Source organism: Micromonospora sp. NPDC050695 (genome assembly GCF_040654415.1).
Taxonomy (GTDB): Bacteria; Actinomycetota; Actinomycetes; order Mycobacteriales; family Micromonosporaceae; genus Micromonospora.
In genome coordinates this window covers 191101-214883 of the sequence record NZ_JBFAHZ010000004.1, presented here as the reverse complement: position 1 = coordinate 214883, position 23783 = coordinate 191101, and the positions used below count along the sequence as shown (strand labels likewise).

Here is a 23783-nt window from a genome sequence, read left to right as displayed (position 1 = left end):
CACACCTCCCTGGGGCTGATGCGATGTCACCGCCCCGGTGGCGGCGTCGCGATCGACCGAGGAGCAGCCCGTCATGCAACGAACCCTGTCCCACCAACTGCCCGCCCACGCCGGTGACACCGTGCGGATCGCCGGCTGGGTGCACCGCCGCCGCCTGCTCAAGTCGGTGGCGTTCCTGATCGTGCGGGACGCCGCCGGCCTGGCCCAGGTCGTCGTCACCGACCCGGCGACCCGCGCGCAGCTGGAGAAACTCACCGAGGAGACGGTCGTCGAGGTCACCGCCACGGTCACCGCGAACGACACGGCGCCCGCCGGGGTCGAGCTGACCGACCCGACGGTACGTCCGCTCGGCCCGCCCGCCGTGCCGCCCCCGTTCGACCTGTACCGGCCGGCGCTCACCGCGAGCCTGCCCACCCAGCTCGACAACGCCCCGACCGCCCTGCGCCATCCGAGCCGCTCGGCCGCGCTGCGGATCTCGGCGGCGGCGGTGGCCGGCTTCCGGGCCACCCTCGACGCCCGGGACTTCGTGGAGGTCCACACGCCGAAGGTGGTCAGCTCCAGCACCGAGAGCGGGGCGAACGTGTTCGCGCTGGACTGGTTCGGCCGTCCCGCGTACCTGGCCCAGTCGCCGCAGTTCTACAAGCAGCTGATGGTCGGCGTCTTCGAACGCGTCTACGAGGTGGGGCCGGTCTTCCGGGCCGAGCCGCACGACACCGTCCGGCACCTCGCGCAGTACACGTCGCTCGACGTGGAGCTGGGCTTCGTCGCCGACCATACCGACGTCATGCGGGTGCTGCGCGACGTGCTGGCCGGAATGCTGGGGGCGGTGGGCGAGCGGGCCGCCGGTGCCCTGGCGACGCTGGACGTCACGCCGCCGCAGGTGCCGGCGGAGATCCCGGCGGTGCACTTCACCGACGCGCTGGAGATCGCCGGCGCGCCCGCCGACGAGCCGGACCTCGCGCCCGCCCACGAACGGGCGCTGGGCGAGTGGGCCCGCCGCGAACACGGCTCCGACTTCCTGTTCGTCACCGGCTACCCGATGGCCAAGCGGCCGTTCTACACCCACCCGGACCCGGCGAGGCCCGCGTACTCGAACGGTTTCGACCTGCTGTTCCGTGGTCTGGAGCTGGTCACCGGCGGGCAGCGGCTGCACCGGCACGCCGACTACCTGGCGGCGCTCGCGGCCCGGGGCGAGCCGGTCGAGCCGTACGCGGGATACCTGGACGCGTTCCGGCACGGCATGCCGCCGCACGGAGGCTTCGCCATCGGCCTGGAACGGTTCGTGGCGCGCCTGGTCGGCGCGGCGAACGTCCGGGAGGTCACCGCGTTCCCACGTGACCTGCACCGGCTCACCCCGTAGGACGGGACGCCGGCTGTGCGCTCAGACCTCGGTCAGGGTGGACAGCCGGCGTTCGACCACCGGCAGCACGTCGGCCACGGTGATCGGGCGGCCCAACTCGGCGGTGAGCGACGTGACGCCGGCGTCGCGGATGCCGCACGGCACGATCCGGTCGAAGTACGCCAGGTCGCAGTCGCAGTTGATCGAGAAGCCGTGCAGGGTGACGCCCCGGGCCACCCGGATGCCGATGGCGGCCACCTTGCGGGCCGGCCCCCGGTCGTCCTCGGGCACCCAGACACCGCTGCGCCCCTCGACCCGGCCGGCGGCCAGCCCGAACTCGGCGCACACGTCGATCAGCAGCTCCTCCGTACGCCGGACGTAGGCGACCACGTCCACCGGGTCGGGCAGCCGCAGGATCGGGTAGCCGACCAGCTGCCCCGGCCCGTGCCAGGTGATCTTGCCGCCGCGGTCCACGTCGACGACCGGGGTGCCGTCCATCGGCCGGTCCCACGGCTCGGTGCGCTTGCCCGCGGTGTAGACGCTCGGGTGCTCCAGCAGCAGCACGGTGTCGCCGCGCTCGCCAGCCACCACCGACTCGTGCAGGCGGCGCTGCTCGTCCCAGGCGGCCTGGTAGTCGAGCAGGCCGGCGCGGACGGCCGTCAGGCCGGAGGTCGTCGTTGTCACGGCGTCCAGCCTAGTCCCGCGCCGGGCTCCGATCCCTGGTGAGCCGCCTCACCAGGCCGGGTCAGGCCGGTGGGATGCGCCAGAGCCAGACGTCGTCGACCCGTTGCGGGTCACCGAACAGGGCGGTGGCGGTACGCCGGACCGCGTCCTCGTCGACTCCGAACTTCGCGCCGTGCACCTCGTCGGCGAGCACCACCGTCTCGATCCGCCAGTGCCGCAGGTCCGACTGGACTTCCCGGATCGTGCCGTCGGTGATGATCGGCACCAGTCCGGTGCGGCCGGCCTGGTCCATCAGGGCGCTCAGGGTGCGCGGCACCGGCCCGATCCGGCCCCGCCCGTCCGGCCCGCCCGGCCCGAGGAAGAAGCCGCCGGGAATGCGGAACTCGCCCTGCCGGTGCGACAGCGCGTACGCCTGCCAGCGTTGACCGTCCGGGTAGATGTCCACGGTCAGCGGCACCGGCGTGAGCACCCCGTCCGGCGAGACGAACTGCCGCCAGGTGCCGGACGTGATGAACTGCGGAATGGGCTCCCGCTCGTGGGTCAGCAGCGGGGTGGGCAGCAGCGGCAGCAGGGCCACCGCGAACCCGAGCGCCCAGGCCAGCTCCGTGGATCGGTGCCGTGGGGGCGTCGTGCGCAACTGGTCGACGGTGTACGCCAGCAGCACCCCGATCACCGGCGCGACCACCAGGGCCAGCCGGGCGGGCAGTGCCGCGTTCACCACCGGCAGTTGGCCGAGCAGGTCGAACGGCATCGGCAGGTCGGTACGCCGCCCGTCGACCTTCGCGACCGGCCCGAAGGAGAGCACCGTGAAGACCAGCGCGAGGACACCCAGCGCCCAGAGGGTGGCGCGGCGGCCGGGGTCGGCCCGACGCCAGAGCGCGACGAAGCAGACCACTGTGAGCACGAGCAGTCCGACGCCGAAGAACGAGTTCTCCTCGGTCGGGTTCGGCGCCAGCGAGGTGCCCAGCCCGACCTCGCCGGCCAGCGAGCGGCGCGGGAACGCCGCGAACGCGGCGATGTCCTCGGAGTGGATCACCGGGTCGAAGCCGGTGCCGTGGAACCGCTGCGGCCCGGCGAAGTGCAGCCACAACGGGTACGACAGCAGCACCCCGGCCACCACGGCGGTCACCGCGAGCCCGCGTACGAAGGTGGGCAGCGCGGCGCGGGCCTCGGCCCGCCGGGCCGGGTGCAGCGCCCAGACGGCGACGAAGACACCGAGCGCGAGCGCGGCGAAGAAGAGGCCCTCGGCGGCGATCGAGAAGGCCACCGCCACCAGCACGCCGAGGATCACCCCGTCGCGCAGCCAGTGCGCGGGGCGGCGCAGCGCGAACAGCCGCCAGATCAGCAGCGGCACCAGCCAGCCGGCGGTCCAGTTCAGGTGGGCGTTGGCGTGCGACACCATGCCGGGGGAGTAGGCGATGAACAGGCCGCCCAGCCCGGCGGCCAGCCGGCTGCGGACCAGGTGCCGGGAGAGCAGCCAGTACCAGGCCAGCGCCGTGGCGAACAGGTTCAGGGTGAGGATCACCAGGAACGTCGACGGCGCCCCGATCAGGTACGTGAGGGGGGCGAAGACCACCGCGTACACCGTGATCGAGGTGTTGACGGCGAGGTTGACGCCGTCCGGGACGTTGATCAGGTACGTGAAGAACGGGTTGTCCCCGTGGGTGACCGCGTGCCCGCCGAAGGCCAGCAGCCACTCGAAGAGCGCCTGGTCGCTGGAGTTGACGGTGATGGTGCGCACGTTCGGGTTCCGCCACAGGCCGCTGGTCACCCAGACGGCGAGTGCGAGCGCCACGAGCGCGACGATCAGGTCGGCCCGGTGGTCCCGGACGGCACGCGGAGGTGACGCGGGTGCGGGCCCGGTGGCCAGCGACGGGGAGGACGGCACGCAGCGGACGTTACCAACCGGACCTGGACGGGCCGGTCATACCTGCAAGGAGGGGACGGGTGTTGTTGGCCGGAGGTCGGCCCGGCGGTCGATGGTTCGGGGTACACAACGGTCGTCGTGAATGTGTGAGTGTGCGCCATGTCATAGCGGCGACACATCGACGTAACGTCTCGGCAATTCGACCGTGACCCAGTTCACAGTCCGCCCCCTCAGGAGGCCGCCGTGCGCCGCTCCTCATCCACCCTCAACCGGCTGCTCGGTGCGGTCGCCGGGCTCGTCCTCGCCGCAGCGGGCGCGATCACCCTCGCCACACCCGCCCAGGCCGCCACCCTCACCCAGGTCACCGGGTTCGGCTCCAACCCGGGCACCCTCGCGATGTACGCCTACCGGCCGGACAACCTGCCGGCCAACTCCCCGGCCGTGGTGCTGCTGCACGGCTGCACCCAGAACGCCTCCGGCTACTTCGCCAACTCCGGCTGGCAGAAGTACGCCGACCAGTGGAAGTTCGCCCTGATCGTCGCCCAGCAACCCTCCGGCAACAACGCCAACTCCTGCTTCAACTTCTTCGAGGCGGGGGACACCGCCCGGGGTCAGGGCGAGGCACTGTCGATCAAGCAGATGGTCGACCACGCCAAGGCGAACTTCGGGGTCAACGGCTCCCGGGTCTACGTCAGCGGCCTCTCCGCCGGCGGGGCGATGAGCGCGGTCATGCTCGCCACCTACCCGGACGTCTTCGCCGCCGGGTCGATCATCGCGGGCATCCCGTACCGCTGCGCCACCAGCATGGTCAACGCGTTCAGCTGCATGAACCCGGGCGCGGACAAGACCCCGGCCGCCTGGGGCGACCTGGTCCGCGGCGCGTACTCCGGCTACACCGGCCCCCGGCCGCGGGTGGCCATCTGGCACGGCACCTCGGACACCACGGTCACGCCGCTCAACGGCACCGAGTCGCGTGACCAGTGGACCAACGTGCGGGGGATCTCGCAGACCCCGACCAGCACCTCGTCGCTGCCCGGCAACACGAGCCTGGAGGTGTACGGCAACGACGAGGTACGCCTCTACCGGGTCTCCGGAATGGGCCACGGCACCCCGGTCGACCCGGGTTCCGGTGCCGATCAGTGCGGCAACGCGGCCGCCTACTTCCTGGACACCATCTGCTCGACGTACCGCGACGCGCTCTTCTTCGGCCTGAACGGCGGCGGCACCGACCCGACCCCGACCCCGACGGCCACGCCGACCCCCACGGCGACGCCCACCCCGACCCCGACGCCGACCACGCCGCCGACCTGCGTGACGGCCAGCAACTACGCGCACGTGACGGCGGGTCGGGCGTACCAGTCCGGCGGCTACGCCTACGCCAACGGCTCCAACCAGCGAATGGGCCTCTACAACACCTTCTACACCACCGCCCTGAAGCAGACCGCCCCCAACTACTGGGTGATCGGCTGCTAACCCCCCCCGCCCCGATTGGTTGATCAAGAGGTTTGCGTCAGAATCCGGCTCCCGGATGACGCAAACCTCTTGATCACCACATGGTGGTCAGGCGGTTAGGGCCGCGTGGAGGGCTTTCGGGAGGGTGGGGTGGTGGAACGGGTAGCTGGCCTGGGTCAGGATGCCGGGGAGGACTCTGGTGCTGGTGAGGGCCTCGTGGGCGAAGCCGCCGAGGGCCACCTTGAGCGCCAGGGCGGGGATCGGGATGATCGCCGGGCGGTGCAGCTGCCGGGCCAGTTCCTTGGTGAACTCGGCGTTGGTCACCGGGTGCGGCCCCACCACGTTGACCGGGCCGGCGATGTCGTCCCGGGCCAGCAGGAAGAGGGTCGCGTCCAGCCAGTCCGCCATCGAGATCCAGGGCAGCCACTGCCGGCCGCTGCCCAACCGGCCGGCGATGCCCAGCTTGAACGGCAGCAGCTGCGGCTTGAGCAGCCCGCCGTCACGATGCAGCGGCAGGCCGGTGCGCAGCCGCACCACGCGTACCCCGGCGTCCTCGGCTGGCCGGGTCGCGGCCTCCCAGACCCGGCAGACGTCGGCCAGGAAGCCCTCCCCGGCGGGCGCGTCCTCCTCGACCACCCGGTCGCCGGTGTTGCCGTACCAGCCGACCGCCGACGAGTTGAGCAACGCCCGAGGTCGGTCGGCGGCCGGCAGCCCGGCGATGGTGGCCGCGAGGGTGCTGCTGCTGTCCACCCGGCTGGAGCGGATCAGCCGCCGGTAGTCGTCGTCCCAGCGCTTGTCACCGACACCCGCGCCGGCCAGGTTGACCACCGCGTCCGACCCGGCGACCGCGGCCGGGTCGAGCTGACCGGCGGCCGGGTCCCACTGCTGCTCCTGCGGGCCGTTCGGCGCCCGACGGACGAGCCGGGTGACCTGGTGCCCGTCGGCGGCGAGCCGGTCACTCAACCGGGTGCCGAGAAAGCCGGACGCGCCGGCCAGAAGGATCCGCATACCCCCATCTTCGTCCAGGACACCGCCCCCGGACGCACCCCCGCCCGCACTCCCCGCGCCGACCTTGCAGTTTCTGTCGCCGTTCTGCCCGGCCACGTCCGTTCTGTCGGGACAGAAACTGCACGATCGACGAGGGTCAGGCCGGGCGCAGGTCCGCGAGCAGGTGCTCCACCTCGGCGTACGCCTCGGGGCTCAGCGGGCCTCGCTCCAGGGTTTTCAGGTTCTCCTCGGCTTGGGCGACCGTGCGCAGGCCGGGAATCGGGACGGTACGCGGGCTGCGGGCCAACAGCCAGCCGAGCGCGCCCTGCGCGAGGGTCCGTCCGTCGGCGGTGAGCGCGGCGCGCACCTGCTCGACACGGGCCGCCCAGCGTGGCGTCGGCCGGCCGTCGGTGAACCACTGGAGCCACTCGGGAGGCCGCCCCCGTACGTCGTCCGCGTCGAGCGTCCGGGTCGAGCCGGTGAGCAGCCCCATCGCCAGCGGCCCCCGGTTGAGGCTGGCCAGGTCGTGACGGTCGCAGACCGCCAGCACCGCCGCGTTGTCGCTGAGCACCGACTCGTCGTGCTGGATGGCGGCGCAGTGCGCGCCGGCCGCCGCGAACGCCTCCGCCGACGCGGGGTTGTCGGTGCTCCAGCCGTACGCCCGGATCTTGCCCTGGTCGACCAGGTCCTCCAGGGTGCCGACCAGGTCGAGCGCGGCGGGCACCGGCAGCGCGTTGATGTGCAGTTGGTAGAGGTCGACGTGGTCGGTGCCGAGGCGGCGCAGGGAGTCCTCCAGGCTGCGAACCGCGAACGCCGGGCTGGCCTCGGTGCCGAGTGCCCGGCGGGTGGCCTCGTCGCTGACGTTGCCGAACTTGGTGGCGATCACCGCGCGGTCCCGGCGGCTGGCGAGCGCCCGGCCGAGGATCCGTTCGCTGTGCCCGGCGCCGTAGTTGCTGGCGGTGTCGAACAGGGTCACCCCGAGGTCGAGCGCCCGGTGGATGGTGCGGATCGACTCGTCGTCGACCTCGCCCCAGCCGAACGGCTGCCGGCGTGACCGGGTTGGCCGGTGAGCGCGTTCAGCGCGGTCACGAGTCGCTTCTCCTCGTACCGGAAGTGCGACTCCAGCAGCGCGGCCAACCCGTCCAACTCGGCGCGTACCTGGGCCGCCGGCATCGGCGTGTCGGTGCCCAGCAGATCCTCGACGCGGTGCAGGATTCCCGCCACCACCTCGTGGTCGGTGATCAGGTTCGCGATGACCGGGCGTAGCTCGGGGACCTGGTCGGCCAACAGCCGGAACGCTCCCTCGTCCTCGCCGGTGTGGTGGCGGCCCAGGGCGGCGCAGAAGGTCAGGCAGTGTGCGCGCAGGTCCCGTGACCGGTCGGGATCGTCGGGGTGGTCGAGGCCGTCCCGGAGGCGGGCAAGCTCCGTACTGAGCCAGAGATGAATCTCGATCATCTGGTTGCCGACGGCGGCGAGCCGGTCGGCCGGTGAACTCTTCGGGTGCACGTTCGTCCCATGCTGTCCCCGCGCCTCCATGCCCACGGCGGCCTTCGTGCCGGGTGCACCGCGACGCTGGCCGGGGAGTCTATCCCGGCGGGCTCACGGCGTGGTGGGCTCGTCGGTCTCCCGGACGTCGTGCCAGCGCGCACGCCACGCGGCCTCGTGGGCCTCGTGGCTGGTTCGCTCCTGGAAGACGACGGCGCGCAGCGCGTGCCGGGACTTCGACATCACCAGCACCTCCACGGCGACCAGCGCCACGCAGATCACGGTCGCCAGGGTGAGCGCGCCCAGCGCGGGCAGGTGCTGGCCGATCGGCAGGGCGACCGTCAGCGCCACGATGACGCCGACGCGGGTCCAGGTGACGGTGTGCAGGGTACGGAGCTGGAACAGGATGTTGACGGCGTAGTAGCAGATCAACCCGCCGAAGAGCATCGGTACGGCCGGTCCCTCGATCCGTTCGGTGATCCCGCCGGCGGGGTCGGTGATGTGGTGCAGGATCTCCTCGTTGCCGATGGAGAACAGGATCACCCCGGCGATCATGGGCAGGTAGAGGTACGCGTACGCGTCGCGGGCCATCGCCACCCGGGGGCTGCCCTCGGCCGCGTGCAGGGCGATCCGGGCGGCCGGACCGATGAAGTCGAAGTGCGCCCACCAGAGGGCGGCGGTGACCACGATGCTGAGCGTGGCTGCCGCCACCGCCGGCCAGGTGACCGGCTTGCCGAGCAGGTTGCCGCCGACGCCCGTGGAGATCACCGACTCACCCAGCGCGATGATCAGGATGAGGTCGTAGCGCTCGGTCCAGTGCTCGGCGCTGGTCACCCCCCAGCCCCAGGTGCCCACGATGAAGCCGGTGGCGTACTGGACGACCACGACGGTGATCCACAGGCAGTCGCGGACCAGCGCCGCCCGGCCGGGGTCGTCGATCAGGGGCGGGACGAGCGCGGCGGCCAGCAGCAGGACGATGCTGGCCGCCAGCTCGGGGGCGAACCGCCGTAGTTGCCGGCGTTCCTGCGGGCTGTCCCGCACGACATGCTGATAGAGGACCCAGTGGATGCCGCGGACCACCACGTAGCTGGTGGCCACCAGCATCGGGCCGGCGGTGCTGCCCTTCGGGTCGCTGAACGCCTGCGGCAGCGCCAGCGCAAACGCGAACAGGGCGGCCATCGCCACCACCATGAGCACCGGGACGTAACCCTCGCCGAGCCGGACCCGGGTGGCGACCAGGCTGTGCACGACCCAGCACCACCAGAGCACGGCGAGCACCAGGCCGGCGTGCAGCAGTTGCCGGCCGGAGATGTTCGCGGCGGTGGCCCGGGTGATGATGAAGAACGAGAAGACGAAGACCAGGTCGAAGAAGACCTCGAACTTGTCCACCCGGGCGCCGGGGGCGATCGGGACGGCCGGCCCCAGCTGCCCACCCCGCCGGTAGCCGCCCACGGTCCCACTCTGGCAGCGTCCGGCCTGCTCGGAGGCAGGAACCGGTCAGTCCGTCCGGCGGTGGCGCAGGCCGTCCATCAGCAGGTCGAGCAGGCGGTCGGCCTGGTCGCGTTCGCCGGCGGCGAGGCTGATCCCGCTGAGGCCGGCCAGCACGTCGGCGACGTCGACGTCGGCCCGCACGGTGCCGGCCGCGCCGCCCGCGGTGAGCGGCCGGCCGAGCGCCTCCAGCAGGCGGTCGCGGCTCTGGGCGTACGGGTTGGCACCGGAGGCGATCACCAGGCGGAGGGCGTCGGCCATGCCCCGCTTGGTGGCCAGGTAGTCGACGAACCGGGACATCCAACAGCGTTACCTCCGGGCCGGGGCGGGAAAACGCCTGGACCGCGGCCTCCAGCAGCCGCTCGCGGTTGCGCAGCGCGTCCGCCCGCATGCCGCCCTCCCCGGACAAGGATGGATCATGACGACGAGCAACCCGATCACCACTTCGTTCGGCCCGCACTCCACCGCCATGGACGCGATCAAGGGCATCGACCTCGTCGGGCGGCGGGTGATCGTCACCGGCGGATCGTCCGGCATCGGCGTGGAGACCGCCCGTGCCCTGGCCAGCGCCGGCGGGGAGGTCACCCTGGCCGTCCGCAACACCGACGCCGGCCGGAAGGCCGCCGACGACATCACCGCCACCACCGGCAGCGACCACATCCTCGTCGCCCCGCTCGACCTCGCCGATCAGGGCTCGGTCGCCGACTTCGTGGCCAACTGGGACGGCCCGCTGCACATCCTGGTCAACAACGCCGGCATCATGGCCGCACCCCTGAGCCGGACACCGCAGGGCTGGGAGATGCAGTTCGCCACCAACCACCTCGGGCACTTCGCGCTCGCCACCGGGCTGCGCCCGGCGCTCGCCGCCGCGGACGGGGCCCGGATCGTCTCGGTCAGCTCCGCCGCCCACCTGCGCTCACCGGTGGTCTTCGACGACATCCAGTACGAGCGCCGGGAGTACGAGCCGTGGCAGGCGTACGGGCAGTCGAAGACGGCCAACGTGCTGTTCGCCGTGGAGGCGACCCGCCGCTGGGCGGACGACGGCATCCTCACCAACTCGCTGATGCCCGGCGCGATCCGGACCAACCTCCAGCGCTACGTCAGCGAGGAGGAGCTGAACCGGCTGCGCTCGGGCAACGCGGCAGCCTGGAAGAGCGTCGAGCAGGGTGCCGCCACGTCGGTGCTGGCCGCCGCGTCGCCGCTGCTCGACGGTGTCGGCGGGCGCTACTTCGAGGACTTGCAGGAGGCCGCCCCCGCCACGCCCGGCGGGCGGACGGGCGTCGCCGAGTACGCCCTGGACCCGGAGGCCGCCGAGCGGCTCTGGGAGGTGTCGACGGCCCTGCTGAAGAGCTGAGCGCCGGACAACGGACAGGGCGCCCCGGTCGTCGACCGGGGCGCCCTTTCGGCGTTGACGCAGGATCAGGCCAGACCCAGCTCCGACTCGAAGTTGCCGGCCTCCAGCCGCTCCTTGACCGAGGTCAGGAAGCGGGCCGCGTCGGCGCCGTCGATCAGGCGGTGGTCGTAGGACATGGCCAGGTAGACCATCGACCGGACCGCGATGACCTCGCCCAGGTCCGGGTCGTTGACCACGACCGGACGCTTCACCACGGCACCCGTGCCGAGCATCGCCGACTGCGGCGACGGCACGATCGGGGTGTCGAAGAGGGCGCCCCGGCTGCCGGTGTTGGTCAGCGTGAAGGTCGCCCCGGCCATCTCGTCCGGAGTGATCTTGTTGGCCCGGGTGCGCTCGGCCAGGTCGGCGATCCGCTTGGCGATGCCGCCCATGTTGAGGTCACCGGCGTTGTGGATGACCGGCACGAGCAGCCCGCGCTCGGTGTCCACGGCGATGCCGAGGTGCTCGGCGGCCGGGTACGTGATCGTGCCGCCCTCCAGGTCCATGCTGGCCTGGATGATCGGGTGCGTCTGGAGCGCCTCGATGGCGGCGAGAGCGAAGAACGGCAGGAAGGACAGCTTCACGCCGTGCTTGGCCTGGAACGAGTCCTTGGCCTGGGTCCGCAGCTTGGCGACCCTGGTGACGTCGACCTCGACGACCGTGGTCAGCTGCGCCGTCTCGTGCAGCGACTGCTGCATCCGCTTGGCGATGGTCGCGCGGATCCTCGGCAGCTTCTCCGTGGTGCCCCGCTTGGCGCTGGGCTGCGGCTTGGCGGCCGGCTTCGCCGCGGCGGCCGACGGCGCGGCGGCCGGCTGAGCCGCCGGAGCCGGCGCGGCCTTGGCGGCCTTGGCCTTCTCGGCCGCGTCGAGGACGTCCTGCTTGCGGATCCGGCCACCCACGCCGGTGCCGTTGAGCGTGGACAGGTCGACGCCGTGCTCGCTGGCCAGCTTGCGCACCAGCGGCGTGACGTACCCGGCGGCCTCCTCGCCGCCACCCTGCGCGGGCGCGGACGGGCGCGGCGGCGTCGACGTCGGCGCGGACGGCTGCGCGGCCTGCTCGGTCTTCGCCGGCTGCGCCGAGCTCTCGGTCTCCGCGGCCGGCTCGTTGTACGACATGCCCGGCGTCGGCTCCTCGACCTTCGCCTCCGGCTTCGGCTCGGCCTTCGGCGCCGGCGCGGCCTCCGCCGTCGGCTCGGGCTTCGCCTGGGCGGGCGCACCACCGGCGACGCCGATGATGGCCAGGTCGGCGCCGACCGCCGCGGTCTCGTCCTCGGCGACCTTGATCTCCAGTACGGTGCCCGCGACCGGAGACGGGATCTCGGTGTCCACCTTGTCGGTGGAGACCTCCAGCAGCGGCTCGTCGACCTCGATGGTCTCGCCGACCTGCTTGAGCCAGCGCGTCACCGTACCCTCGGTGACGCTCTCACCCAGGGCCGGCATCTTCACCGCGGTGCCCTCGCCCGACGACGCGGGGGCGGGCGCCGGCGCCTCGGCCGGTGCCTCGTCCTGCGCGACCTCGTCGGCGGTGCCCTCGGCGGCGGCCGTCGGCTCGGTGACCGGCTCGACCGACTCGGCCGGGGCCTGCTGCTGCTCCTGCGGGGCGGCCTCGCCGCCACCGGTCGACTCGCCCTCACCGGCGATGACGGCCAGCTCGCTGCCGACCTCGGCGGTCTCGTCCTCGCCGACCACGATCCGGCTCAGCACGCCCGCCGCGGGCGACGGGATCTCGGTGTCGACCTTGTCGGTCGAGACCTCGAGCAGGGGCTCGTCGACCTCGACCGTGTCGCCCTCCTGCTTGAGCCAGCGCGTGACGGTGCCCTCGGTGACGCTCTCGCCGAGCCGGGGCATGGTGACCGATACCGGCATGTTCTCCAGACTCCTTCATTCCCCTTGGGGGATCTTCGCCCGTCGCCGGACGCCGCGGTTTGGGTGATCAGGCGTGCGCGTGCAGCGGCTTGCCGGCGAGGGCCAGGTGCGCCTCGCCCAGGGCCTCGTTCTGGGTCGGGTGGGCGTGCACGAGCTGGGCGACCTCGGCGGGGTACGCCTCCCAGTTGTAGATGAGCTGCGCCTCACCGATCAGCTCACCCACCCGGGCGCCGACCATGTGGACGCCGACGACCGGGCCGTCCTCGACCCGGACCAGCTTGACGAAGCCGGTGGTCTTGAGGATCTGGCTCTTGCCGTTGCCGCCGAGCGGGTAGTTGTACGCCTGGACCTTGTCGGCCCCGTACTGCTCCTTGGCCTTCGCCTCGGTGAGACCCACCGACGCCAGCTCCGGGTCGCAGTAGGTGACCCGCGGGATGCCGACCTCGTCGATCACGGCCGGGGTCTGCCCGGCGATCTCCTCGGCGACGAAGATGCCCTGCTGGAAGCCGCGGTGCGCGAGCTGGAGGCCGGGCACGATGTCGCCGACCGCGTAGACGTTCGGCACGCTGGTACGCAGCCGCTCGTCGGTCAGCACGTAACCGCGGTCCATCGTGACGCCCTGCTCCTCGTACCCGAGGTTGGCGGTGTTCGGGCCGCGACCGACGGCGACGAGCAGCAGCTCGGCCTCGACGGTCTCGCCGCCGGAAATGGTGAGCTTGACGCCGTTCTCGGTCTTCTCGACCTTCTCGAACGGCTTGCCGACCTTGAAGTTGATCTTCCGCTTGCGGAACGCCCGCTCCAGCGCCTTCGACGACTCCTCGTCCTCGGCGGCGACCAGCCGGGGCAGCGCCTCGACGATCGTCACGTCCGCGCCGAAGGACTTCCACACGCTGGCGAACTCGACGCCGATCACGCCGCCACCCAGGACGATCACCGACGACGGCACGCGGTCCAGGGTCAGCGCGTGGTCGCTCGTGATGATCCGCTCGCCGTCGACCTCCAGGCCGGGCAGGCTCTTGGCGTACGAGCCGGAGGCCAGGATCAGGTTGCGCCCGGTGTAGCGCTTGCCGTCGACCTCGACGACGTTCGTGCCGACCAGCTTGCCGGCGCCGGCCACGAAGGTGATGTTCTTCGAGCCGCCCACCAGGCCCTGCAGGCCCTTGTACAGGCGGGAGATCACGCCGTCCTTGTACGAGTTGACCCCGGCCATGTCGACGCCCACCAGCTCGGCCTTCACACCGAACTGCTCCGACTCGCGGGTCTGGTCGGCGACCTCGGCCGCGTGCAGCAGCGCCTTCGTCGGGATGCAGCCGTTGTGCAGGCAGGTGCCGCCGAGCTTGCCCTTCTCGATCAGCGCGACCGAGAGGTCCAGCTGGGCGGCGCGCAGCGCCGCCGCGTAGCCGCCACTGCCACCTCCGAGGATGACGATGTCGAAGGTCGCTTCGTTCGGCTCGCTCACGTCCAACTCCCAGGTCGCGTCACTGCATTCGGGGGTCACTACGGGTTAACACGGACACACCCCACCTCGGTCATCTTGTCACCACCGGGCACGGGGTGCGTAGTGAGGTGCCCAACGACACGTCATCGACACGTACCCTTGGCTCCGTTGTCGATGACGTCAGGTGGGGGAGAGGCCGGTGGGGTTGTTCCGGCGCCGCAAACAGGCGCGTGTGCCGAGTCACGACCGCGCGGCCGACCGAGGCGATCTGACCCACCTGGAGAACTTCATCCGGAGTCGGCGGGGCGTCGAGGCGTTCATCGAGCCCCGCACGACCGTGACGGAGACCACCGTCATCCTGATCGCCGACGACGGGGAGTGGACCCGCCGGCGGATCGACGGCCCCGACGGCGCCCGGCGCTTCGCGTACCGGATGGGCATCCCTGTGTACGACGTCCGGCTGATGGGCTACCCGCAGCGGATGCGCGACTACAACGAGCGACGCAAGCGCCGCCCCGAACGGTGATCGGGGCGCCCGTCACGACGGGTGCCCCGAACAGCGACGTCAGCCGTTGGTGGCGACGTCCTCGACCAGCTGCACCAGGGTGCGGACCGGCACGCCGGTGCCGCCCTTGGTCCAGTAGCCGGTCGGCTCACCGGAGTGGTAGCCCGGCCCGGCGATGTCGATGTGCGCCCAGGCCACGTCGTCGGCCACGAACTCGCGCAGGAACACGCCGCCCTGCAGCATGTGACCGGCCCGATCCATCCCGGCGTTGACCTGCGAGATGTCCGCCACGTCGGAGTCCATGCCCTTGCGCACGTCGTCCGGCAGCGGCATCGGCCAGGCCGGCTCGCCGACCGCGTCGCCGACCACCCGGACCCGCTCGCACAGCTCCGGGGTGCCCATCACGCCGGCCATCCGCTTGCCCAGCGCGATCACCTGGCCGCCGGTCAGGGTGGACGTCTCGAACAGGTAGTCGGTGCCGTCCTCGCAGGCGCGGGCGATCGCGTCGGCCAGGACCATCCGGCCCTCGGCGTCGGTGTTGAGGACCTCCACCTTCTTGCCGCTGTACATGCTGATCACGTCACCCGGCCGGTAGCTGGTGCCCGACGGCATGTTCTCCGCCATCGGCAGGTACCCACTCACCGCCACCGACGGCTTCAGCGCCGCGATCGCCAGCATGGCGGCACCCACCGCGGCGGCGCCCGCCATGTCGGACTTCATCTCCCACATGCCCTGCGCCGGCTTGATCGAGATGCCGCCGGTGTCGAAGGTGATGCCCTTGCCGACCAGCGCGACCCGCTTGCCGTTGCCGCCGCCCTGCGGGGTGTAGGTGAGCTTCACCAGCCGCGGCGGCGCCTCCGAGCCCTGCCCGACCGCGATGATGCCGCCGTACCCGCCGGCGGCCAGCGCCGCCTCGTCCAGCACCTCGACCTCGAGCCCCGCGTCGCGGGCGGCGCCGGCCACGGCGTCGGCGAACGACGGCGGGCGCAGCTCGTTCGGCGCGGTGTTCACCCAGTCCCGGCTGAGCCGGACCGCGCCGGCCACCGCCTGCGCCCGGGTGATCTCCGCCTGGGCGCCCGCGTCGCCGGCGTCCGGCACCGCGATCAGCACCTCGGCCACCGGCTCGCGCCGGGTCGGCTGCGGCCGGGTCTTGTAGCCGGCGAACCGGTACCCGCCGAGCAGTGCACCCTCGGCGACGGCGCGCAGCGCGGCCGGCGCGTCCGCGTCGTCCGGCAGCGGCATGGCCAGCGCCACCTTCGGCGCGCCCGCCAGGGCGCGGACGGCCGAGCCGGCGGCACGGCGCAGCGTCTCCGGTGCCGGGGCGGCGCCGGACGGCTCCGCGCCGAGCCCGACCGCGACGACCAGCGGGGCGGTGACCGTGCCCAACGTGGCCAGCTTGATCACCTCGCCCGGGCCACCGGTCGCGCCGAGCAGCGCCAGTGTCTCGGTCAGCTTGCCGTCGAACGCGGCGGCGATGCTCTCCGCGCCGCTGGCGAGCAGGAGGGTGCCGGTGAGGCCGCTGGTGGCGCCCTGCTCTCCGGTCTGGCTGTGCACGCCGATCACGATCGCGTCGACGGCGAGCTCCGCGGGGTCGGTGTCGACCAGGCTCAGGGTGGTGGTGCGGGGCGATGTCACTGAAGCTACTCCGGGCGGGCCGGGCCGGTCGCGGCGTCGCGTACCGGCGATGAAGGTCTCCGGCGGAACCTACCCGCCAGACGTCAGGGCTGTCCCGCCGATCGTGCCGGCAGGGGTCCCGCCGATGCTAACCAGCCACGTTGCCCCCGGTAAGTTGCCACCCATGACCGACGTGACCTCCGACGCCGCCGCGACCCGGCTGCGCCGTTCCCCGCTGCACGAGCGGCACACCGCCGCCGGCGCCAAGTTCGCCCCCTTCGGGGGCTGGGAGATGCCGCTGGAGTACGCCGGAGGCGGGGTGCTCAAGGAGCACACCGCGGTGCGTACCGCGGTGGGGGTCTTCGACGTGTCGCACCTGGGCAAGGCGCGGGTGAGCGGCCCCGCAGCGGCCGACTTCGTCAACGCCTGCCTGAGCAACGACCTGGGCCGCATCGGCCCCGGACGGGCGCAGTACACGCTCTGCTGCGACGACGCCACCGGCGGCGTGGTGGACGACATCATCGCCTACCTGTACGCCGACGACCACGTGTTCCTCATCCCGAACGCCGCGAACACCGCCGAGGTGGTGCGCCGGCTGCGCGCCGCCGCGCCGGAGTCGGTCACCGTCACCGACGAGCACGAGGCGTACGCGGTGCTGGCCGTGCAGGGCCCCCGCTCGGCCGACCTGCTGGGCGCCCTCGGCCTGCCCACCGAGCACGGCTACATGAGCTTCTCCGCGGCCAGCCTCGACGGGGTGGAACTGACCGTCTGCCGCACCGGCTACACCGGCGAGCTGGGCTACGAACTTGTCGTGCCGGCGGAGCACGCGGTGGCCGTCTGGGACGCGCTCAACGCCTTCGGCGAGGCGTTCGAGCTGCGTGCCTGCGGGTTGGCGGCCCGGGACACGCTGCGCACCGAGATGGGCTACCCGCTGCACGGGCAGGACCTCTCGCTGGACATCACGCCGGTGCAGGCCCGCTCCGGCTGGGCGGTGGGCTGGGACAAGCCGGCCTTCTGGGGCCGCGACGCGCTGCTCGCCGAGAAGGCCGCCGGCCCTCGCCGTACGCTGCGCGGCCTGGTGGCCGTCGACCGCGCCATCCCGCGACCGGGAATGACCCTGCACGTGGGCGACGAGCAGGTCGGCGAGGTCACCAGTGGCACCTTCTCGCCGACCCGCAAGCAGGGCATCGCGCTGGCCCTGCTGAACACCGACGCCAACCTGACCGACGGCGACGAGGTCGAGATCGACATCCGAGGCCGCCGCGCCCCCCTGACCTTGCAGAAACCCCCCTTCGTCAACCCCTCAGTGAAGTAACTGCACCCGGGGGCCGCACCCCTGTGGTGATCATGAGGTTGACGGGTCATTCGGAGATCGAACTCACCGTCAACCCCATGATCAACTCTGTCGGCCGGTGGGGGTTAGGGGGTTGGGGTGGGGGGTTCGCCGGAGTCCAGGACGGCCTGGGTCCAGCCGCCTTCGATGACGCCGGTGGCGTCCAGGACGGCCCAATCCACCACGTCGGTGGCCTCCACCACCACGGGGGCGCCGATGCGTACGCTCTGGTCGGTGTTGGCGTCGCTGGCGCTCACCCCGACGATCCGCTCCGGGGTCTCCCACGAGGTGACGCCCGCCCAGACGTACTCCGGGCCGTCGTCGCCGGGCAGGCCGTACTTCACCACCAGCTGCGACTCGGCGGGCAGCCCGCCGGCGACGAACCGTGCCCGCGCGTCGCCCAACGCGGCGCGGGCGGTCGCGACCGCCCGGCTCATCGCGTCACCGGCGCGGGCGTAGCGCACGTCCGGCTGGATCCCGGAGAACAGCGTCGCGCAGGCGGCGGCGTAGTACCGCCCGTCCGGACCGGGATGCCCGGCCGGCGGGCGCAGGCTGAGGAACGAGTCGGCCTCCGGGTCGGTCGCCGGGTCCAGCTCCAGGCGCAGCAGCACCGGCGCGGTCGCGCCATGCTGCTCCGGGTTGCCGTACGCCACCGCGATGTCGTGCCCGGTCACCGTCGCCAGGACCGGCAGCTGCACGAACGCCGGCACCTCCTCGCCGGCGAGCCCGTCGGTCCAGTCCCGCAGGAGCCGCCGCGCCGCCCCGGTCATCACCGCGCCCCAGGCCCGGGTCAGATGGTCGGGCACCCCCTGGGTCTGCAACTCCAGCAGCCCGAAGCGGCGCAGACCCTTGGTGGTGAACCACAGCCCCTCGGTGTCCGAGGAGTACGGCACCAGCACCCAGTCGACCAGCCGGATGCGGCCCTGCTCGTCGGGGAGCGAACGCAACGCGGTGGCCGGGTCGAGGAACTGCAGGCCGAAAACGTCCACCACGTCGCCGTCGACGGACTCGGCGACCGCCGCCGCCACCGCCCGAGCCGCCCACTCGTGCGCCGGCGGCCAACCGGGCCGGTACTCGGCCTGCACCACCACCAGATGTGTCGCCGCCGCCAGCCGCGCCAGCTGCGCCTCGGTGGCGCCGAACGCGGTGAGCAGATCCGGCGGCAGTTCGGGGAACACCGCGATCGGCCGGGTGTCCACGCTCATGAGCGGGCTGTCCAGCATCTGCCGGGCGAGCCCGTGCACCGGCTCGGCCAGCCGGCCGGTCAGCGCCGCCACCGCCGTCTTCGCGCTGACCTTCGGCAGCCCCGCCATCGGCACCAGGTAGGTCGCGCTGAGCGACTCCGGGACCGGTACGGGCAGGAAGTCGTCGGTGATGAGCATGTTCGTTCCCCCGGTGGCCGCGCCGGTGCTGTCGAGGCGAACGCTACCCGGCCGGCCGCGCCGGCTTCAGGCGGACAGCACCAGACCCAGGTAGACCAGCGTGGTGACCACCTCGACGGTGGCGCCGAGCACGTCGCCGGTGATCCCGCCGAGCCGGCGTACCACGTGGCCCAGCAGCGCGACCGCGACGGCGAGCGCGGCGACGACGGCCAGCGGCCCCTGCCACGGGCGGCCCGGCACGGCGGGCACCGCCAGCAGCACGACGGTGACCGCGCCGGCGGCCAGTGCCAGCGGGCCGACCGTGCCGGCCACCAGCGCGCCGAGGCCGTCCGGCCGGGCCGCCGGTACGCCCCGACGGCAGGCCACGGTCACGCCGAGTCGCCCGGCGGCGGTGGCCGCGACCACCGCCGCGAGACACGCCGGCCAGGGCCGGGCGGCCAGGTCGGTGAGCGCCGCCGCCTGCACCAGCAGGACGACCACCAGGGCGACCACCCCGAACGGGCCGACGTCCGGCTTCTTCATGATCTCCAGTGCGGCCGCGCCCCGGCGGTACGAGCCGAGGGCGTCCACGGTGTCGGCCAGCCCGTCCAGGTGCAGCCCCCGGGTGAGCAGGGCCGCGGCGCCCACCGTCACAGTGGCGGCGACCAGCGGTGCGGCGACCGCGCCGACGAGCAGCAGCACACCGGCCAGCAACGCCCCGAGCAGGGCGCCGACCAGCGGGGCGAGCGCCATCGCGGTGCCGGCCACCGGGCGGTCGATCCGCCCGGTGCGCACCGGCAGCGTGCTGAACGTGGTGACCGCCAGTCGGGCGCCAGCGAGGAGCCGCGACTCAGCCGGCACGCCAGCCCGACGCCGGCTGCTCGTCCGCACCGGTGCTGGCCGGGCCCGGCCCGGCCGGCTCCGGCTCGGCGAAGTCCGGCTCGGCGTAGTCCGGCTGGGTCTGGTCCGGCTGCTCGGGCCCGCCGCCGCCCAGCGACGGGTGGGCGGGCAGCGCGGCGGCCAACGCCAGCACCGAGCGCAGCAACGGGAGCGCGACCAGCGCGTTCGCCCCCTCGCCCAGGTCCAGTCGAAGGTCGAGCAGCGGGGTGAGGCCGAGCACGTCGGCGGCCAGCCGCACCGCGGGGTGCCCGCCGTGGTCGGCGAGCAGGCACCAGTGCCGTGCCTGCCCGGCCAGGTCGCGGCTGACCATGCCGGCGGCCAGCCCGACCGGCCCGTCCAGCAGCACCGGCACCCGGCGGGCGGTCGCGCCGAGCAGCACGCCGGTGGCCACCGCCACATCACCGCCGCCCAGCTCGGCCAGCACGTCCTTGGCGCCGCGCGGCGAACGCCGGGTGCGGTGCAACGCGTCGCGCACCGCCGCGCAGCGGATCATCCAGGCCGCGTCGTCGATCTCACCGGAGTCGGTGATCACCCGGCCGAGCACGGCCGGCGGCTCCGCGCCCGCCGTCGCCGCGAGGACCGCCGCGGCCGCCGCCTCGGTGCCGGCGCCGCACGCCCCCAACACCAGCAGCTGTACGCCGGCGTCGGCGGCCTGCTCGGCCAGCCGCCAGCCGTACCGCAGCGCCGACTCGACCTGCGCGGGGGACAACGCCGGCTCGTCCTCCATGGCCGCCGCGGTCGGGGCGTCCACCACCTGCAGGCTGGCGCCGCTCTCGGCGGCCAGCCGCGCCAACGCGCCCTGCCCGGCGCGGGCCTGCGTGGCCCGGCGCGCCGAGTCACCGGCGATGGTGCCGGCCGACGCCCCGCCGGCATGGTCGCCGTGCAGCAGCAGCACCCGCACCGAGCCCCAGGCGACCGGCGTCGAGGTGGCCTGCGTGGCGGCGGCGAAGCCGACCACCCGGTCCAGTACGCCCAGCCCGGCGCCGGGCATGTCCAGCGTGGCCAGTCGGTCCACCGCCTGCGGGCCGGTGTACTCGTCGGGCATCGGAAGTTCCATGCCCGGCTGGATGACGAGCCCGGTCGCCACCATCGGCAACGCCATCGTCGGTGCGGCCCACGGGTTGCCGGGCTCCTGGTTCGGGGCGGGCGGCGCGGGGTGGGTCAGCACGTCCGGCAGCTGCACCTCGGGGGTCGGCCCGGTGTCGCCCGGGCTCACCGCGACCGGCGCGGTAGCGGTAGCCGGGGCCGACGGCGCGGGCAAAGCCGCGGTCGGCTTCAGCCAGACCGGCTGGCCGGCGACCACCAGCACCACCGCGTCGCAGGCGTCGGCGACCGCGCGGTTCGCCGCGCCCAGGGCGTCGGTGAACGCCCGACCCAGCGGGGTGGTCGGCACCAGTGACAGCCCCACCTCCGGGCTGACCAGCACCACCCGGGCCGAGCAGGTGCGGATCGCCTCGGCCAGCTCGGCGATGGTCGCCACGTCGTCGGCCGGCTGGTGGTCGGGGTCGAGCAGCACCGTCACCCAGCCGCCCAGGTCGTCCACGAGCAGCGTCTCGTTGGGCTCGGCGGACGCGAGCACGTCGGCCAGCCGGCGTGGGTCCTCGGCGGTCTCCTCGGTGCTCCAGCTGCCCGGCCGTCGGGAGCGGTGCGCCGCCAGCCGCGTCGCCCACTCGGTGTCCTCCGGGTCGCCCTCCGGTGCGGTGGCGAGGTAGCGGACCACCGGCGCGTCGGTGACCAGGGACTCGGCGAACTCCGATTTGCCGGACCGGATACCGCCGAGCACCAGGACCGTGTTCCACCCGTCAACGGACATGCCCGTACCTTAAGGCCGGCCCGGGTCGCTCTGCCTGCCGGCCCGGCGCTCACTCCCGGGCCGCCGTACCGGCCTGGATTGATCAACCCTTGGGTCACGGCGGGGGCGAGCGAGCGGCCGTCCGGCGCGGGGCCGACTACGCTGGCGAGGGTTCGTCCCACGGGGACTTCAGCGGCGAGGGGAGACGCGGCATGGCGTGGAGCTGGCGGTACGAGGGCACGGACGGTCAGACGGTCGAGGGACCGGCGGAGTCGTTCGGCAGCCAGGCCGACGCCGAATCCTGGATCGGTCAGACCTGGCGGGAGCTCGCGGCGTCCGGCGTCACCTCGGTCGCGCTCGTCGAGGACGACCGGGTGGAGTACCGGATGAGCCTGCTACCCACGGCCGAGTGATGGGCTACGACCGGCCGGGCGCCGACGGGCTGGTGCTCGGCGTGCCCAGGGCGGCGTTCCGGCCCAGCCCGGTCTTCCTCGGCCTGGTCGCGCTCCTCGCGGTCAGCGGGGTGCTGACCTGGAACGGGTACGGCAACGTCCGCGTCAACGTGTTCCTGTTCGTGGTCTCCGGTTGGCTGGTCTCGCTGTGCCTGCACGAGTACGCCCACGCGGTGGTCGCCTACCGGGCCGGCGACCGGGACATCGCCCACCGCGGCTACCTGACGCTCAACCCGTTCAAGTACACCCACCCGCTGCTGTCCATCGTGCTGCCGGTGGTGGTCGTGCTGCTCGGCGGCATCGGCCTGCCCGGTGGCGCGGTGTGGGTGGACCGGCACGCCATCCCGGGGCGGCTGCGGCACACCCTGGTCAGCCTCGCCGGACCGGCGACCAACGTGCTGTTCACGCTGCTGCTGGTGCTGGCGGTGCGACTCGGTACGCAGTCCGGCGGCCCGGTGGAGTTCTGGGCCGGGGTGGCGCTGCTGGCGTTCCTCCAGCTCACCGCGAGCGTGCTCAACCTGCTGCCGGTGCCTGGTCTGGACGGCGGCAACATGATCCAGCCGTGGCTCAACCCGCAGTGGCGCAAGATGTACGACCTGTTCGCCCCGTACGGATTCATCCTGCTGTTCGCGCTGCTGTGGAACCCGCGCATCGGCGGCTGGTTCTTCGACGCGGTCTTCGCGGTCGGTGACCTGCTCGGCCTGCCGGCGTGGCTCTACGCCGTCGGCCTCGACCTGATCCGCTTCTGGCAGAGCTGACCCGACCGGGCCGGTCGACGCGAGATCCGCACCGACCGGCCCGGGCCCTCGTCAGGGACGCTGCGCGGGGGACACGGTCTTCGCCGGGTTCCGTTCGGTGACCGGCTCGACGATCTCGTCGATCGCCGTGAGCAGCTCGGCGTCGAGCTTCACCCCGGCCGCCTTCACGTTGTCGTGCACCTGCTCGGGGCGGGACGCGCCGATGATCGCCGACGAGACGTTCGGGTTCTGCAGAACCCACGCCACGGCCAGCTGGGGCATGCTCAGCCCGGCCTGCTCGGCGAGCGGCTTGAGCCGCTGCACCCGGGTGAGCACGTCGTCGTTCATGAACCGGGCGATGAAGTTCGCGCCGGACTTCTCGTCGGTGGCGCGGGAACCGGCCGGCGGCGGCTGACCCGGCAGGTACTTGCCGGAGAGCACGCCCTGCGCCATCGGCGACCAGACGATCTGCCCGATGCCCAGCTCCTCGCTGGCCGGTACGACCTCGGCCTCGATGACCCGCCACAGCATCGAGTACTGAGGCTGGTTGGAGATCAGCGGGACGTGCAGCTCGCGAGCGAGCGGGTGGGCGGCGCGCAGCTGCTCGGCGGTCCACTCGGAGACGCCGATGTAGTGCGCCTTACCGGAGTGCACGACGTCGGCGAACGCCTCCATCGTCTCCTCCAGCGGCGTGCTGTGGTCGTACCGGTGGGCCTGGTAGAGGTCCACGTGGTCGGTACGTAGCCGGCGCAGCGAGCCGTTGATCGACTCCATGATGTGCTTGCGGGACAGGCCACGGTCGTTGCGACCCGGCCCGGTCGGCCAGTAGACCTTGGTGCAGATCTCCAGGCCCTCGCGGCGCTCGTTCTCCAGCGCCCGGCCGAGCACGTCCTCGGCCCGGGTGCCGGCGTACACGTCGGCGGTGTCGAAGGTCGTGATCCCCGCGTCCAGGGCGGCCCGCACGCAGGCGAAGGCGGTGTCCTCCTCGACCTGCGAACCGTGGGTGAGCCAGTTGCCGTACGAGATCTCGCTGACCATCAGGCCGGAGCGGCCCAGGTGTCGGAATTTCACGTCCCGACCCTAGCCCTCGG

General features: G+C 72.9%; 20 protein-coding genes and 1 pseudogene. 7 read left to right on the top strand and 14 right to left on the bottom strand.

Features of this window, described 5'->3' with window-relative positions:
• Window positions 1-73 precede the first annotated feature (73 nt).
• Window positions 74-1360, top strand: a complete 1287-nt coding sequence (gene aspS / locus AB0H52_RS04930; RefSeq protein WP_151492926.1) for an aspartate--tRNA(Asn) ligase — start codon at window positions 74-76, stop codon at window positions 1358-1360.
• Window positions 1361-1381: 21 nt separating this feature from the next.
• Here aspS and lipB read toward each other — a convergent pair whose 3' ends face one another.
• Both lipB and AB0H52_RS04920 read right to left on the bottom strand, forming a co-directional pair.
• The gene (gene lipB, locus AB0H52_RS04925; RefSeq protein ID WP_151492925.1) at window positions 1382-2023 is read right to left on the bottom strand and encodes a lipoyl(octanoyl) transferase LipB; all 642 of its coding nucleotides are present in this window, start codon (window positions 2021-2023) and stop codon (window positions 1382-1384) included.
• Window positions 2024-2084: 61 nt separating this feature from the next.
• A complete protein-coding gene (locus AB0H52_RS04920; RefSeq protein ID WP_357945302.1) occupies window positions 2085-3911 on the bottom strand; it encodes a DUF2079 domain-containing protein in 1827 nt (608 codons plus the stop codon).
• Between the two features lie 222 nt (window positions 3912-4133).
• On the opposite strand from AB0H52_RS04920, the gene AB0H52_RS04915 reads away from it, so the two are divergent.
• The gene (locus tag AB0H52_RS04915; protein ID WP_357945299.1) at window positions 4134-5363 is read left to right on the top strand and encodes a PHB depolymerase family esterase; all 1230 of its coding nucleotides are present in this window, start codon (window positions 4134-4136) and stop codon (window positions 5361-5363) included.
• 87 nt (window positions 5364-5450) lie between these two features.
• Here the strand turns inward: AB0H52_RS04915 and AB0H52_RS04910 are convergent, their stop codons facing one another.
• The 5 genes and pseudogenes from AB0H52_RS04910 to AB0H52_RS04890 all read right to left on the bottom strand — a co-directional run bounded on the left by AB0H52_RS04910 (window position 5451) and on the right by AB0H52_RS04890 (window position 9602).
• On the bottom strand, window positions 5451-6350 hold the full coding sequence (locus AB0H52_RS04910; RefSeq protein ID WP_357945296.1) for a TIGR01777 family oxidoreductase: 900 nt from the start codon (window positions 6348-6350) through the stop codon (window positions 5451-5453).
• Between the two features lie 136 nt (window positions 6351-6486).
• A pseudogene (locus tag AB0H52_RS04905) lies at window positions 6487-7374 on the bottom strand (aldo/keto reductase); the annotation flags it as partial.
• A complete protein-coding gene (locus tag AB0H52_RS04900) occupies window positions 7302-7835 on the bottom strand; it encodes a hemerythrin domain-containing protein (RefSeq protein ID WP_357945293.1) in 534 nt (177 codons plus the stop codon). The gene AB0H52_RS04900 and the pseudogene AB0H52_RS04905, both read right to left, overlap by 73 nt.
• A 93-nt stretch (window positions 7836-7928) precedes the next feature.
• Complete coding sequence (locus AB0H52_RS04895) at window positions 7929-9266, bottom strand: low temperature requirement protein A (RefSeq protein ID WP_151492514.1); 1338 nt, start codon at window positions 9264-9266, stop codon at window positions 7929-7931.
• 45 nt (window positions 9267-9311) lie between these two features.
• The gene (locus AB0H52_RS04890; RefSeq protein WP_225854777.1) at window positions 9312-9602 is read right to left on the bottom strand and encodes a hypothetical protein; all 291 of its coding nucleotides are present in this window, start codon (window positions 9600-9602) and stop codon (window positions 9312-9314) included.
• Window positions 9603-9720: 118 nt separating this feature from the next.
• On the opposite strand from AB0H52_RS04890, the gene AB0H52_RS04885 reads away from it, so the two are divergent.
• A complete protein-coding gene (locus AB0H52_RS04885; RefSeq protein WP_357945289.1) occupies window positions 9721-10656 on the top strand; it encodes an SDR family NAD(P)-dependent oxidoreductase in 936 nt (311 codons plus the stop codon).
• Window positions 10657-10721: 65 nt separating this feature from the next.
• On the opposite strand, the gene sucB is transcribed toward AB0H52_RS04885, so the two are convergent.
• Together sucB and lpdA are read right to left on the bottom strand one after the other, a co-directional pair.
• On the bottom strand, window positions 10722-12560 hold the full coding sequence (gene sucB, locus AB0H52_RS04880) for a 2-oxoglutarate dehydrogenase, E2 component, dihydrolipoamide succinyltransferase (RefSeq protein ID WP_151492517.1): 1839 nt from the start codon (window positions 12558-12560) through the stop codon (window positions 10722-10724).
• Window positions 12561-12627: 67 nt separating this feature from the next.
• Window positions 12628-14058: a dihydrolipoyl dehydrogenase gene (gene lpdA / locus AB0H52_RS04875; protein WP_192580464.1), complete on the bottom strand. Its 1431-nt coding sequence runs from the start codon at window positions 14056-14058 to the stop codon at window positions 12628-12630.
• A 139-nt stretch (window positions 14059-14197) separates the two neighbouring features.
• Here lpdA and AB0H52_RS04870 point away from each other — a divergent pair, with 139 nt between their 5' ends.
• Window positions 14198-14524 carry a hypothetical protein gene (locus tag AB0H52_RS04870; RefSeq protein WP_151492520.1) on the top strand — a complete coding sequence of 109 codons (327 nt, stop codon included), beginning with the start codon at window positions 14198-14200 and terminating at the stop codon, window positions 14522-14524.
• 39 nt (window positions 14525-14563) lie between these two features.
• On the opposite strand, the gene AB0H52_RS04865 is transcribed toward AB0H52_RS04870, so the two are convergent.
• A complete protein-coding gene (locus tag AB0H52_RS04865) occupies window positions 14564-16138 on the bottom strand; it encodes a leucyl aminopeptidase (RefSeq protein ID WP_278121728.1) in 1575 nt (524 codons plus the stop codon).
• Between the two features lie 163 nt (window positions 16139-16301).
• Here AB0H52_RS04865 and gcvT point away from each other — a divergent pair, with 163 nt between their 5' ends.
• Complete coding sequence (gene gcvT, locus AB0H52_RS04860; RefSeq protein WP_357945284.1) at window positions 16302-17432, top strand: glycine cleavage system aminomethyltransferase GcvT; 1131 nt, start codon at window positions 16302-16304, stop codon at window positions 17430-17432.
• 104 nt (window positions 17433-17536) lie between these two features.
• On the opposite strand, the gene AB0H52_RS04855 is transcribed toward gcvT, so the two are convergent.
• From AB0H52_RS04855 to AB0H52_RS04845, 3 genes are all read right to left on the bottom strand, one after another.
• Window positions 17537-18832 (bottom strand): DUF2314 domain-containing protein, encoded by a 1296-nt coding sequence (locus tag AB0H52_RS04855; protein WP_357945281.1) that lies wholly within the window; start codon window positions 18830-18832, stop codon window positions 17537-17539.
• Window positions 18833-18898: 66 nt separating this feature from the next.
• Window positions 18899-19672, bottom strand: coding sequence for an adenosylcobinamide-GDP ribazoletransferase (locus AB0H52_RS04850; protein ID WP_151492786.1), 774 nt, complete (start codon window positions 19670-19672; stop codon window positions 18899-18901).
• The gene (locus AB0H52_RS04845; protein ID WP_357945278.1) at window positions 19662-21524 is read right to left on the bottom strand and encodes a bifunctional adenosylcobinamide kinase/adenosylcobinamide-phosphate guanylyltransferase; all 1863 of its coding nucleotides are present in this window, start codon (window positions 21522-21524) and stop codon (window positions 19662-19664) included. Before AB0H52_RS04845 ends, AB0H52_RS04850 begins: the two co-directional genes overlap by 11 nt.
• A 191-nt stretch (window positions 21525-21715) precedes the next feature.
• On the opposite strand from AB0H52_RS04845, the gene AB0H52_RS04840 reads away from it, so the two are divergent.
• Together AB0H52_RS04840 and AB0H52_RS04835 are read left to right on the top strand one after the other, a co-directional pair.
• On the top strand, window positions 21716-21916 hold the full coding sequence (locus AB0H52_RS04840; protein ID WP_030337978.1) for a hypothetical protein: 201 nt from the start codon (window positions 21716-21718) through the stop codon (window positions 21914-21916).
• A complete protein-coding gene (locus AB0H52_RS04835; protein WP_151492788.1) occupies window positions 21916-22713 on the top strand; it encodes a site-2 protease family protein in 798 nt (265 codons plus the stop codon). Before AB0H52_RS04840 ends, AB0H52_RS04835 begins: the two co-directional genes overlap by 1 nt.
• A gap of 51 nt (window positions 22714-22764) precedes the next feature.
• On the opposite strand, the gene AB0H52_RS04830 is transcribed toward AB0H52_RS04835, so the two are convergent.
• Window positions 22765-23763: an aldo/keto reductase family protein gene (locus tag AB0H52_RS04830; RefSeq protein WP_151492789.1), complete on the bottom strand. Its 999-nt coding sequence runs from the start codon at window positions 23761-23763 to the stop codon at window positions 22765-22767.
• Window positions 23764-23783: the final 20 nt, after the last annotated feature.